Annotated in this window: 13 protein-coding genes; 9 read left to right on the top strand and 4 right to left on the bottom strand. The window is 66.2% G+C overall.

The genetic code is table 11. From position 1 onward, the window contains the following. Positions 1-341 precede the first annotated feature (341 nt). The 5 genes from dnaK to ACFWCF_RS00965 all read left to right on the top strand — a co-directional run bounded on the left by dnaK (position 342) and on the right by ACFWCF_RS00965 (position 6,088). Positions 342-2,183 carry a molecular chaperone DnaK gene (gene dnaK, locus ACFWCF_RS00985; protein WP_378556002.1) on the top strand — a complete coding sequence of 614 codons (1,842 nt, stop codon included), beginning with the start codon at positions 342-344 and terminating at the stop codon, positions 2,181-2,183. Then, complete coding sequence (gene grpE / locus ACFWCF_RS00980) at positions 2,180-2,815, top strand: nucleotide exchange factor GrpE (RefSeq protein WP_378556000.1); 636 nt, start codon at positions 2,180-2,182, stop codon at positions 2,813-2,815. The genes dnaK and grpE overlap by 4 nt, the downstream gene beginning before the upstream one ends. Positions 2,816-2,846: 31 nt before the next feature. Continuing rightward, complete coding sequence (gene dnaJ / locus ACFWCF_RS00975; protein WP_378555998.1) at positions 2,847-4,022, top strand: molecular chaperone DnaJ; 1,176 nt, start codon at positions 2,847-2,849, stop codon at positions 4,020-4,022. Further along, positions 4,019-4,423: a heat shock protein transcriptional repressor HspR gene (locus ACFWCF_RS00970; protein WP_378492066.1), complete on the top strand. Its 405-nt coding sequence runs from the start codon at positions 4,019-4,021 to the stop codon at positions 4,421-4,423. The genes dnaJ and ACFWCF_RS00970 overlap by 4 nt, the downstream gene beginning before the upstream one ends. 93 nt (positions 4,424-4,516) lie before the next feature. Then, positions 4,517-6,088 (top strand): FAD-binding protein, encoded by a 1,572-nt coding sequence (locus ACFWCF_RS00965; protein WP_378555995.1) that lies wholly within the window; start codon positions 4,517-4,519, stop codon positions 6,086-6,088. 92 nt (positions 6,089-6,180) lie between these two features. Here ACFWCF_RS00965 and ACFWCF_RS00960 read toward each other — a convergent pair whose 3' ends face one another. From ACFWCF_RS00960 to ACFWCF_RS00950, 3 genes are all read right to left on the bottom strand, one after another. Further along, positions 6,181-6,630, bottom strand: a complete 450-nt coding sequence (locus ACFWCF_RS00960; RefSeq protein WP_378492068.1) for a hypothetical protein — start codon at positions 6,628-6,630, stop codon at positions 6,181-6,183. Between the two features lie 119 nt (positions 6,631-6,749). Further along, complete coding sequence (locus ACFWCF_RS00955; RefSeq protein ID WP_378555993.1) at positions 6,750-7,739, bottom strand: LLM class flavin-dependent oxidoreductase; 990 nt, start codon at positions 7,737-7,739, stop codon at positions 6,750-6,752. 88 nt (positions 7,740-7,827) lie between these two features. Further along, positions 7,828-8,322 (bottom strand): flavin reductase family protein, encoded by a 495-nt coding sequence (locus ACFWCF_RS00950; RefSeq protein ID WP_378555991.1) that lies wholly within the window; start codon positions 8,320-8,322, stop codon positions 7,828-7,830. A 203-nt stretch (positions 8,323-8,525) separates the two neighbouring features. Here ACFWCF_RS00950 and ACFWCF_RS00945 point away from each other — a divergent pair, with 203 nt between their 5' ends. From ACFWCF_RS00945 to ACFWCF_RS00930, 4 genes are all read left to right on the top strand, one after another. Beyond that, positions 8,526-8,915 carry a nuclear transport factor 2 family protein gene (locus tag ACFWCF_RS00945; protein ID WP_378555989.1) on the top strand — a complete coding sequence of 130 codons (390 nt, stop codon included), beginning with the start codon at positions 8,526-8,528 and terminating at the stop codon, positions 8,913-8,915. Continuing rightward, positions 8,915-9,430 (top strand): nuclear transport factor 2 family protein, encoded by a 516-nt coding sequence (locus ACFWCF_RS00940; RefSeq protein WP_378492072.1) that lies wholly within the window; start codon positions 8,915-8,917, stop codon positions 9,428-9,430. Before ACFWCF_RS00945 ends, ACFWCF_RS00940 begins: the two co-directional genes overlap by 1 nt. A 101-nt stretch (positions 9,431-9,531) precedes the next feature. Beyond that, the gene (locus ACFWCF_RS00935) at positions 9,532-11,241 is read left to right on the top strand and encodes a 3-ketosteroid-delta-1-dehydrogenase (RefSeq protein WP_378555987.1); all 1,710 of its coding nucleotides are present in this window, start codon (positions 9,532-9,534) and stop codon (positions 11,239-11,241) included. Between the two features lie 5 nt (positions 11,242-11,246). Next, the gene (locus tag ACFWCF_RS00930) at positions 11,247-11,654 is read left to right on the top strand and encodes a nuclear transport factor 2 family protein (RefSeq protein ID WP_378555985.1); all 408 of its coding nucleotides are present in this window, start codon (positions 11,247-11,249) and stop codon (positions 11,652-11,654) included. A 24-nt stretch (positions 11,655-11,678) separates the two neighbouring features. On the opposite strand, the gene ACFWCF_RS00925 is transcribed toward ACFWCF_RS00930, so the two are convergent. Then, positions 11,679-12,470 (bottom strand): FAD-binding oxidoreductase, encoded by a 792-nt coding sequence (locus ACFWCF_RS00925; protein ID WP_378492075.1) that lies wholly within the window; start codon positions 12,468-12,470, stop codon positions 11,679-11,681. Between the last annotated feature and the right edge of the window lie 145 nt (positions 12,471-12,615).

Raw genomic sequence — 12,615 nt, 5'->3', positions numbered from 1 at the left:
GGCTCGCTGCGACGAGATCGGGCGGATTCACGGCCGGAGCACCGAATCTGTGGACAACGGGGACGTCTGTGGACAACTCGCGGTGACAACGCCTGCGGACAGGTGCGCTGCTTCGGAAGTGGTGTAAAGGTCGATTTCTGTAGCAAGGATGTGATCTACGTCGCATCCGGAACATTTCTCCGATACTTGCCGTTGGACCCATCAGACAACTTGAGCGTAGATGACTCAACTTGCTTGACTTGCAGGGTCCTGTGGGTGCAAAGTCGAGTCGAGCACGCTCAGTGTGAGTCGGACAGGCTCAGGTTGAGCAACGAACATTCTCGAAGCATTTGGAGGAAATCATGGCTCGTGCGGTCGGTATCGACCTCGGGACCACCAACTCGGTCGTCTCCGTTCTGGAGGGCGGCGAACCCGTTGTGGTCGCCAACGCTGAAGGTTCACGCACCACCCCGTCGGTTGTTGCGTTCGCGAAGAACGGTGAAGTTCTGGTGGGCCAGCCCGCCAAGAACCAGGCGGTCACCAACGTCGACCGCACGATCCGCTCGGTCAAGCGCCACGTCGGCACCGACTGGACCGTTGCGATCGACGACAAGAAGTACACCTCGCAGGAGATCAGCGCTCGCACGCTGATGAAGCTCAAGCGCGACGCCGAGGCGTACCTGGGTGAGGACATCACCGACGCGGTCATCACGGTGCCCGCGTACTTCAACGACTCGCAGCGTCAGGCAACGAAGGAAGCCGGCACCATCGCCGGCCTCAACGTCCTGCGCATCGTCAACGAGCCCACCGCGGCGGCGCTCGCATACGGCCTCGACAAGGGCGAGAAGGAACAGACCATCCTCGTCTTCGACCTCGGTGGCGGCACGTTCGACGTGTCCCTCCTCGAGATCGGCGACGGCGTCGTCGAGGTGCGTGCCACCTCCGGCGACAACCACCTCGGTGGCGACGACTGGGACGAGCGCGTCGTGACCTGGCTCGTCGACAAGTTCAAGTCGCAGCACGGCGTCGACCTGACCAAGGACAAGATGGCCCTGCAGCGTCTCCGCGAGGCTGCGGAAAAGGCGAAGATCGAGCTGTCGAGCTCGCAGTCGACGTCCATCAACCTGCCGTACATCACGGTCGACGCGGACAAGAACCCGCTGTTCCTCGACGAGCAGCTGTCCCGGTCGGAGTTCCAGAAGATCACCAACGATCTCCTCGAACGCACCCGTGCACCGTTCCAGCAGGTCGTCAAGGATGCCGGCGTCGCCGTCGGCGACATCGACCACGTCGTGCTCGTCGGTGGTTCCACCCGTATGCCCGCTGTCACCGACCTGGTGCGCGAGCTCACCGGTGGCCGCGAGCCCAACAAGGGCGTCAACCCCGACGAGGTCGTCGCTGTGGGCGCTGCCCTGCAGGCCGGCGTGCTCAAGGGTGAGGTCAAGGACGTCCTGCTGCTCGACGTCACCCCGCTGTCGCTGGGTATCGAGACCAAGGGCGGCGTGATGACCAAGCTCATCGAGCGCAACACCACGATCCCGACCAAGCGGTCCGAGACCTTCACCACGGCCGACGACAACCAGCCGTCCGTGCAGATCCAGGTCTTCCAGGGCGAGCGTGAGATCGCAGCGCACAACAAGCTGCTCGGCTCCTTCGAGCTCGGCGGTATCGCACCGGCTCCGCGCGGCCTTCCGCAGATCGAGGTGACCTTCGACATCGACGCCAACGGCATCGTGCACGTCACCGCCCGCGACAAGGGCACCGGCAAGGAGAACACGATCAAGATCCAGGACGGCTCCGGCCTGTCCCAGGAAGAGATCGACCGGATGGTCAAGGACGCCGAGGCACACGCCGAGGAAGACAAGACCCGTCGCGAGGAGGCCGAGGTTCGCAACCAGGCCGAGTCGCTCGTGCACCAGACCGAGAAGTTCATCAAGGACAACGAGGAGAAGGTGCCTGCCGACGTCAAGGAGAAGGTCGAGGCTGCCATCAAGGAAGCCAACGACGCTCTCGCCGGATCCGACATCGCCGCGGTGAAGGCTGCCGTCGAGAAGCTCGCGACCGAGTCGCAGGCTCTCGGCCAGGCCATCTACGAGGCGCAGGGTGCCGAGGATGCAGCAGCCGGTGACGGTGCAGCAGCCGGTGCCGATGACGTCGTCGACGCCGAGGTTGTCGACGAACCGAACGACACGGAGAAGAAGTGACTGCGGGTACCCCCGAGCAGGAGCCGGTGACCATCACCGACAAGCGACGGATCGACCCGGAGACCTTCGAGGTTCGCGACTCCGAGCCTCTCGAAGGCGACGTGGTCGAGCCTGCTCTCGACTCGGAGGGTGACGAAGAAGCGGCCGCCGAGACGCCGGAAGCGGCGCCGGAATCGGACGAACTCGCCGAGCGCACTGCAGACCTGCAGCGCGTCACGGCCGAGTACGCCAACTACCGGCGCCGGTCCGACGCCCAGCGCGCCGCAGTAGTGGAGGAAGCCAAGGCCTCGGTCGCGGCGAAGTTCCTCGACGTGCTCGACGATCTCGACCGTGCGCGAGCACACGGGGACCTCGAGTCGGGTCCGCTCAAGGCGATGTCCGACAAGTTGACCACGGTCTTCGACTCGCTCGGTCTGGTCGGATTCGGAGTCGAGGGCGACCCCTTCGACCCCGAACTCCACGAAGCGGTCCAGATGGAAGGCGACGGTAACCATCCCGTTCTCGGGGCAGTCCTGCGCAAGGGCTACCGCTACAACGAGCGGGTCCTGCGACACGCGATGGTCACCGTGACCGACGGAGATTCGTCGGACACGCCGCAAGACAAGTCGTCGGACGAGTCCGGCGCAGAGTAAGAACAACAAGAGTGGAAGGAGGAGGCGCCCAGTGAGCCAACGGGAGTGGATCGAGAAGGACTTCTACAAGGACCTGGGCGTTTCCTCGTCCGCATCGGCCGACGAGATCAAGAAGGCCTATCGCAAACTGGCGCGGGATCTGCATCCCGACGCCAACCCCGGCGACGCTGCCGCCGAGGAACGTTTCAAGGCGGTCAGCGAAGCCAACGCCGTGCTGTCCGACGCTGCCAAGCGCAAGGAATACGACGAGACCCGCCGCCTGTTCGCCTCCGGTGGCGTCCCCGGTGGCGGTGGCTTCCAGCCCGGCAGCGGCGGATTCTCCGGGGGCAGCACCTTCGACCTCGGCGATCTGTTCGGTGGCGGCGCAGCCGGCGACGGTGGCCTCGGCGACCTCTTCGGCGGCATGTTCAACCGTGGCGGGGGCGCCGGTGGTGCCACCCGGTCGCGTCCGCGTCGCGGCGCCGACGTCGAAACCGAAACCACACTCGACTTCCGTGACGCCGTTCTGGGCGTCACCGTTCCGCTGCGCATGACCAGCCCCGCACCGTGCACCACGTGTCACGGCAGCGGCGCCGAGCCGGGCACCAGCCCGCGGGTGTGCCCGCGCTGCAACGGAAGCGGCATCATTTCGCGCAACCAGGGCGCGTTCGGCTTCTCGGAGCCGTGCGACGACTGCCGTGGCAGCGGCTCGATCATCGACAACCCGTGCCGCGACTGCCACGGGTCGGGAGTCCAGAATCGGACCCGCACCATCACCGTCCGCGTCCCCGCCGGCGTCAAGGACGGATCCAAGATCCGTCTCGCCGGGCAGGGTGAGGCCGGACTGCGCGGCGCACCGTCGGGCGACCTGTTCGTCACGGTGCATGTGCGCTCCGACAAGGTGTTCGGTCGCGAAGGAGACGACCTGACCCTCATGCTCCCCGTCAGCTACGGCGAACTCGTGTTGGGCGGCACCGTATCCGTGCCCACGCTGGAAGGCCGTGTCGGGCTGAAGGTTCCGCCGGGCACCGCCGACGGCCGGGTCATGCGCGTCCGCGGCCGTGGCGTCGCGAAGCGCGGTGGTGGATCGGGCGATCTGCTGGTGACCCTCAAGGTGGCGATCCCGCAGAACCTCGACGACAAGGCGACCGAGGCGCTGCGCGCATATCTTCAGGCCGAAGAGGCCAGTGGATTCGATCCGCGTGAAGGATGGGCAGGTGCACGATGAGCGAGACGCCAGGTTTCCGCAACTCACCCGACCCGGATGCACGTGTCTACGTCATCTCGGTCGCGGCCGAACTTGCAGGGATGCACGCGCAGACGCTGCGTAACTACGACCGGCTCGGACTGGTGACCCCGCACCGCACCAGCGGTGGCGGTCGCCGGTACTCGCCGCGCGACGTCGAACTGCTTCGTGAGGTTCAGCGGTTGTCCCAGGACGAGGGCGTCAGCCTCGCCGGTATCAAGCGGATCATCGAATTGACCAACCAGGTCGAGGCGTTGCAGCAGCGGGTCGCGGAGATGTCGGTGGAGATCGCTCAGCTCCGCTCAGTGCGACGAGAACTGGTTCCGATTCCGCGCAGCAATGCGCTGGTGGTGTGGAAGCCGCGCGGCCAACGCGAACGCTGACCGATGTTGCCCTGTCTCGTACCGCTGCGCCGATAGCCTCCCGATCAGCGGAATCATCCGACCGGCGAGCGTCCCGCACGGGCACACTGTGGCGTGTTCCACAGAACCGAGCAGCGGAAGGCATCAAGCATGGTGGATTGGGCCGAAGAATGCGACGTACTCGTCGTCGGATCGGGAGCCGGAGGGTGCTGCGGCGCCTACACGGCAGCACGTGAGGGACTCTCCGTCACCCTCGTCGAAGCCTCCGAGTACTACGGCGGCACCACCTCGTACTCCGGTGGCGGCGGAGTCTGGTTCCCGACCAACGCTGTACTGAAGCGCGCCGGTGACGACGACACCATCGAGGACGCACTCGAGTACTACCACGCCGTCGTCGGCGACCGGACTCCCCGCGAATTGCAGGACGCATACGTCCGCGGCGGCGCACCCCTGATCGACTACCTCGAGATCGACGCAGATCTCGAGTTCGTGCCGTACCCGTGGCCGGACTACTTCGGCAAGGCACCGAAGGCGCGCGCGGAGGGTCGTCACATCGTGCCGAAGCCGCTGGCGATCGCCGACGACCCGGAACTCAACGAGTCGATCCGTGGCCCGCTCGGACGCGAACGCAACGGTGACGCGCTGCCCGACATGCTCATCGGTGGCCGTGCCCTCGTCGGCCGGTTCCTCATCGCGCTGCGCAAGTTCCCGAACGTGCAGTTGCACCGCAACACACCGCTCGAAGAGCTCGTCGTCGAAGACGGTGTCGTGGTCGGTGCGATCGTGTCGAACGGCGGGGAGCGTCGCGCGATCCGTGCCCGCAAGGGTGTCGTGCTCGCGGCAGGAGGCTTCGACCAGAACGACGAGATGCGCGGCAAATACGGCGTTCCCGGCGCCGCCCGCGACTCCATGGGGCCGTGGTCCAACCTCGGCAAGGCACATCAGGCCGGTATCGCCGTCGGTGCCGACGTCGACCTGATGGGTGAGGCATGGTGGTCGCCCGGACTGACCCACCCGGATGGCCGCTCCGCCTTCGCGTTGTGCTTCACCGCAGGCATCTTCGTCGACCAGGACGGCAACCGCTTCACCAACGAGTACGCACCCTACGACCGTCTCGGCCGCGAGATCATCGACCGCATGAACGCAGGCACGATGACGCTGCCGTTCTGGATGATCTACGACGACAGCAACGGTGAGGTGCCCCCGGTCGGGGCGACGAACGTTCCGTTCTCGAAGACCGAGGAGTACGTCGAGAAGGGTCTGTGGAAGTCTGCCGACACCCTCGCCGGACTTGCCGAGCAGATCGGCGTTCCGGCGGCTGCCCTCGAGGCGACGGTGGCGCGGTTCAACGAGTTCGCCGCCAAGGGAGTCGACGACGATTTCGGTCGCGGCGACGAGCCCTACGACCTTGCTTTCACCGGCGGGGGTTCGGCGCTGGTGCCGGTCGAGAAGGGACCGTTCCATGCTGCGCAGTTCGGGATCTCCGATCTGGGCACCAAGGGCGGTCTCAAGACCGACACGGTCGGTCGTGTTCTCGATACCGCGGGTAAGCCGATCGTCGGCCTGTACGCGGCGGGGAACACGATGGCAGCACCGAGCGGCACCGTCTACCCGGGCGGCGGCAATCCGATCGGTGCGAGCGCACTGTTCGCACATCTGGCAGTGAAGGATGCTGCGACCCGCTGACGGGCTTTCATCGAGTGTCAAGCGGCCGAACGTCACTCACCTCGCGAGGGGAGTGACGTTCGGCCGCTGTCGTTTCAGGGTCGGCTGTCGTTTCAGGGCCGGGCGACCGTGTAGGCCACCTTCATGAAGGGGAAGCCCGTGTCGACGTGCGACGAGATGGAATAGCGGTGCTCGTTTCCGCCGTCGATCCGCGTTCCGTCGGCGTTCGCAGGGCCGGTGCCGTAGTTGCTCGACATCAACGTCACGTGCCCGTCGCCCGGCATCGTGTAGGTCACCTGGATTCCGAACCCGCGCCGGTCCGCCGCGACAGCGCTGACCGTCGTGGTCGCGTGAGCCGCGATCACCGTTGCGGGCTTGTCGACCCATCGCCCGTATTCGTTGCGTTCCCCGGCATAGATCATGGGCGCATCGGTGGTGTTGGCGATGGTCATCGTGATGGTGGGGCCATCGTCTGGGAGCTCCTCGGCACCTGCCGTTGCGGGGGCCGTGAGTGTTGCGGCGGCGATGACGGCGGCGGCGATGACGCGGGTGCGAAGTTTCATGGTGCTCCTGCGGGTGTCTCGGTGCCCACTGCGTGTGGCCGGCTGGCGGCCAAAGTGTACCCGCGAGTACGTTGCGCCGAAATTACCTTCCCATTCGCGTTCGGCCATGCGCGAGAGCGTCAGGCCGGGACGAGCCCACTGACCTCCGCGACCAGCTCGAGCGACCGCAGCCACGCCTCGCGACCCGGCGCCGACGACACGACGATCAGCTCGTCTGCCTGGGCGCGCTCGGTGAACGCGTCCAGATAGGTGCGCACCTCGTCGGGGGTGCCGACGGCGGTGTAGCGCAGCATCGTGAGCACCTGCATCCCGGCGGGGGAGTCGAGGAGCATGTCGATCTCTTCGTCGGTGAAGGTGCGGCCCCGCCCGACCATCTGCACCACGCGCTGACGCTTCGTCTGCTCGAACAGCTCTGCGGCCTCGTCGGCGGTGTCTGCGGCGATGATGCCGACACCGGCGATGACGTGCGGTTCGGGGTGCTGCTCCGACGGCTGGTACTCGTTTCGGTACAGCTGCACCGCCTCTTCGAGGGACTGCGGCGCGAAGTGCGACGCGAACGCGTACGGCAACCCGAGGAGCGCGGCGAGCTTGGCGCCGAACAGGGACGATCCGAGAATGTAGAGCGGTACGTCGGTGCCCTTGCCGGGGACCGCGTCGACACCGGGGATACGGGAATCACCACGTAGATACGCCTGCAGCTCGAGCACGTCCTGCGGGAAGCTGTCGGCCGACGACGGGTCGCGGCGCAGCGCCCGCATGGTCTTCTGATCGCTGCCGGGCGCGCGGCCCACACCCAGATCGATACGACCGGGGTGCAGCGTTTCGAGGGTGCCGAACTGTTCCGCGATGGTGAGCGGCGAATGGTTGGGCAGCATGATGCCACCCGCACCGAGACGGATCGTCGACGTATGCGCGGCGACGTGCGCGATCAACACACTCGTCGCAGACGAGGCGATCGACGGCATGTTGTGGTGTTCGGCGTACCAGATCCGGCGGTAGCCCCACTTCTCGGCGAGCTGGGCCATCCTCACGCTCGCGTCGAAACTGTCGCGTGCAGTTTCGCCCTTGCCGATGTGTGCCAGATCGAGGATGGAGAGGGGAACGGTCACCGAGAGATCCTTCGCGTCGGGGGCCCGGCACCGGCCGCCGGGCACACCTTCGGTACAACCCTTTCCCGGCGACCGCTATTCCTGTGACTCACATGTTTTCGAAGGTGCCGTACGTTCCGCGGTAGAACAGCAGCGGGCTGTTCGGATGCAGGGTGGTCAACCCGGTGACACGGGCCACCACGATGGTGTGGTCGCCGGCGTCGTGTTCGGTTTCGATGGTCGCTTCCACTCGTGCAAGCGCACCGTCGATCGCGGGAGCGCCATTGTCGCCCGGCGACCAGCGCACACCGTGGAACTTGTTTCCGCCGCTCGTCGCGAAGGCCCCGCACAGTGTGCGCTGGCTGTCGGAGAGCACATTGATCGCGAAAGTGCCGATCTCTCGGATCTTGGGCCAGGTCGTCGACGTGCGAGCCGGGCAGAACGACACCAGCGGCGGTTCCAGCGACACCGACGTGAAGGACTGGCATGCGAATCCGAGCGGCTGCTCACCGTCGAGGGCGGTGATCACCGTGACTCCCGTGCAGAAGTTGCCCATCACGTCGCGCATCGTGCGTGGATCCAGCACTGCATGTTCCGCGGTCATACTCAGCTCCGTTCCGAAGTCGTCGTCCTGCTACCGGGCCATGACCTACCAGGCCGTGACACTGTCCTTCCAGTGTCCGGTACGCGATCGGGAGGTACCGATCCGGCTCCCGATCAGCGGTCGAACAGGGCACGAGGATCCGGTCTCTCGCTCAACGGGAAACTGTATCCCTGTGGACATCGGACCGTCGTAGCGTCGCCCGCATGTCCACAACCGAGAGCATCCCTTCGGCCGACACCATCCGCGCCACGGTCACCGGGTACATGGCCGCACTGGAGTCGGGCTCGTCGACGACCATCGCCGCCCTGTACGCAGACGACGCAACCCTCGAGGATCCGGTCGGCAGCGAGCCGAAGGTCGGCCGCGACTCCATCACGAAGTTCTACGGCGCGCTCGACGGCAGCAAGCAGAAGACCGAACTGCTGAGCCTCAAGATCAGTGGAGCGAACGCAGCGTTCCACTTCCGCGTCACCACCCCGATGGGCGGCGCCACCTACGAGGTCGAGCCGATCGATGTGATGACCTTCGACGACAAGGGCCGCATCACGTCGATGCGGGCGTTCTGGTCGCCTTCCGACATGCGGACGCTCTGATGTCCGGTACCGCCCTCACCCTCACTCCTGCAGAACAGGCGTTGGCGATCGAGGAGATCAAACGGCTCTTCGCGGCTCGGCTCCGGGTGATGGACACCAAGCAATGGGAGCGCTATCCAGAGCTGCACACCGAGGATGTGGTCAGCGAGACGTTCCGTCTCGAGGGCGGCGACCACAGCCACCTGCCGCCCGCGCAGCGACCCGGTGCCGTCGTGGGCCGGGAACCGCTCAAGAACATGATCCAGCAGTTCCTCGACGGACCCGTCCCGGTCACGTCGGCCCATCACGGGCACAACCCGGAGATCGTCCTCACCTCCGATACCACCGCGACGGGGATCTGGGCGATGGAGGACGTGCTGTGGTGGGCCAACGGTGATGTGGAGGAACACTTGCACGGTTGGGGCCACTACCACGAGGAATACCGCAGGGTCGACGGGACGTGGTTGATCAGCTACCGAAACCTCACGCGGCTCCGGGTCGATCACACGCCCGATTTCTACAGTTACCGCAGATGACGCGGCAGCAGCATGAATCCCGTTGGGCGGGATGAGCCGCATCTGAGCTTCCCGAAGCGACCTACCGTCCGGTGGACACCGAAATTGAAGGAGAATCCTCGATGGCGAAACGCGCAGTACCGCCCCTTACCCCCGCCCGCGACACAACCGTGGACCTGCTCGTGATCGGCTCGGGTACGGGCATGGCTGCGGCGTTGAGCGCGAAGGAACTCGGTCTGTCCTCGCTCGTCGTCGAGAAGACCAAGTATGTGGGTGGCTCCACCGCTCGCTCGGGCGGTGCGTTCTGGATGCCCGCGAACCCCGTGCTGAAGGAAGCGAAGACCGGCGACACGGTCGAGCGTGGCCGCACCTACGTGCGCTCGGTGGTCGACGGCACCGCTCCTGTGGAGCGCGGCGACGCGTTCGTCGACAACGGCGCCGAGACGGTGGCGATGCTGCAGCGCACCACGCCGATGAAGTTCTTCTGGGCCGAGGGCTACTCCGACTACCACCCCGAGCGTCCCGGTGGTGCCGCCGTCGGCCGCACCTGTGAGTGCCGCCCCTTCAACCTTTCGCAACTCGGTGCGGAACGTGGCCGGCTGCGCCCGGGTCTGATGGACGCCGGGCTCCCGATGCCCACGACCGGCGCCGACTACAAGTGGATGAACCTGATGGTGCGGACTCCCGTCAAGGGCTTCTCGCGGATCTTCCGTCGTCTCGCTCAGGGCGTGGCCGGACTTGCCGTCAAGCGTGAGTACGCCGCAGGTGGGCAGGCCATCGCAGCGGGCCTGTTCGCGGGCGTGCTGAACGCGAACATCCCGGTGTGGACGGAGACGTCGCTCGTCCGGCTCGTCAAGGACGGCGACCGGGTAACCGGTGCGGTTCTCGAGCAGAACGGCCGCGAGGTGACGGTGACCGCGCGCCGCGGTGTCGTGCTCGCCGCGGGCGGGTTCGATCACGACATGGAATGGCGTCGCAAGTTCCAGTCGGAGTCGCTGGCCGACGGCGAGAGCCTGGGCGCCGAGGGCAACACCGGCGACGCCATCAAGATCGCGCAGGAGATCGGCGCAGACGTCGACCTGATGGATCAGGCATGGTGGTTCCCCGCCGTCGCACCGACCAAGCCGGGCAAGCCGCCGCTGGTCATGCTCGCCGAGCGGTCGCTGCCGGGTTCGTTCATCGTCGACCAGACCGGACGTCGCTTCACCAACGAGTCGTCGGACTACATGTCTTTCGGGCAGCTCGTCCTCGAGCGGGAGCGCTCGGGTGATCCGATCGAGTCGATGTGGATCGTGTTCGACCAGAAGTACCGCAACAGTTACATGTTCGCGGCCGGGCTCTTCCCGCGCGCACCGATCCCGGGGTCCTGGTACAAGGCCGGAATCGCCCATCAGGGCACGAATGCAGCGGAACTCGCGGAATCGATGGGCGTGCCCGTCGAGTCGTTCAGCGACCAGTTCCGACGGTTCAACGAGGACGCCGCCGCAGGTGTCGACTCGGAGTTCCACCGTGGTGCGAGCGCGTACGACCGCTACTACGGCGATCCGACGGTCGAGCCCAACCCGAACATGCGTCCCCTCGACCACGGCCCGTACTTCGCCGTGAAGATGACGCTGAGCGACCTCGGCACGTGCGGTGGCCTGCGCGCCGACGAGCGTGGCCGGGTTCTGCGTGAGGACGGTGACGTCATCGACGGTCTGTACGCGATCGGCAACACCGCTGCCAATGCGTTCGGCAACCGGTACCCGGGTGCGGGCGCCACGATCGGTCAGGGTCTGGTGTACGGGCACATCGCCGCCCACGACGCTGCGAACTCGAAGGTGACTTCCTGACAGTGATGAGCATGGACCGGGTCGCCATCGCGGACAGTCTGTTCGCGATGGCGATCTGTCTCGACGACAAGGATTGGGCGACGCTCGCCGCGTCGCTCACCGACGACACCCGTTCGTACGGAAGCGTCGGCGTCGCGGAAACCGTTGCACGCGTGCGGTACTGCCTCGACGTGTGCGGTGCTACCCAGCACCTGATCGGCAACGTCCGGATCGAGCAGGACGAAAGCGACGCCGCGGTGCGAAGCAGCTTTCGGGCTTTCCATACGGGGGTCGGCGACCTCGCCGGCCTCACCTACGAATGCATGGGCGACTACGACGACCGCTGGCGTCGTACCTCCGACGGATGGCGGCTCGCGGCGCGGACCGTGCGGATCCGCGCCGAACTCGGCGATCGCCGAGTCATCGGCATGTAGACCGCCCCTTCGGGGGAGGAGCGGTCAGTACGGGTCGTAGCGGATGTTCGCGATCGGAGTACCCGATTCGGTCAGCCGCTGCACCGTCGTCTGTACCATCGCGCCCGGCCCGCACACGAGGACCTGGTGATCGCCGAACGCCCCGTAAGATGTGACGATCTCGTCGAGGCTGCCCTCGAGCAGGTCGTCGGGTTCGGCGCCGATATCGCCCACGCGCGAGAGGATCCGCTGGTACCAGGGATCGGGGACCGAGGGGTCTTCCACCGACTCCACGACGGGGACCACCGTCAGCCACGGTAGTGCCTCACCCAGCAGCGAAAGCATGTCGGCCGCATACAGATCTCGGGGCGACCGCGAGCCGATGAACAAGAAGGTGCGCGGCGGATTCTCGCGGCGGGCGGCGTCGAGGATCAACGCGCGCATCGGCGCGAGCCCGGTGCCTGCGGCGACCATGATGGCGATGCGGCCGGTGTCGTCGAGGTGGAGATCGCCACCGCGTGGTGCGGTGATGGCCCACACGTCGCCCGGCTGGGTGTCGCTCACGATCGCGCCGCTGACCCAGCCTCCGGGGACGGTGCGCACGTGGAACTCGAGTTTGCCGTCCATCGACGGTGGTAGCGCAGGCGACAGGCGTCGCGGCAGGTTCGGGCGCTGGGGCACCGTCACGTCGACGTACTGACCCGCGCGGAACGGGACCATGCCCTCGGTGCATTCGAGCCGAATCACCGCGAGATCGTGACGGAGCCGGTGGTGTTCGACAACGGTCGCCGACACGGCGACTTCGGTTTCGGGCGATGAGGACGTAGCCGACTGCATGTATGGATCCCCTGATGATGTGCGCACGGTGTTCCCACACTCTAGGCGAGAATTCGGACATGTCACAGAATGGAACATGTTTCAGTTTTGGCCGCTGAGCGGTTATCGTGACGGGCAGCATGTGATGGTCGCCATATACCGACCT

The organism is Rhodococcus sp. NPDC060090, assembly GCF_042729855.1.
Classification (GTDB): Bacteria; Actinomycetota; Actinomycetes; order Mycobacteriales; family Mycobacteriaceae; genus Rhodococcus.
The sequence above is the reverse complement of the archived record's forward strand: the minus strand, read 5'-3'. Positions and strand labels throughout refer to the sequence as shown.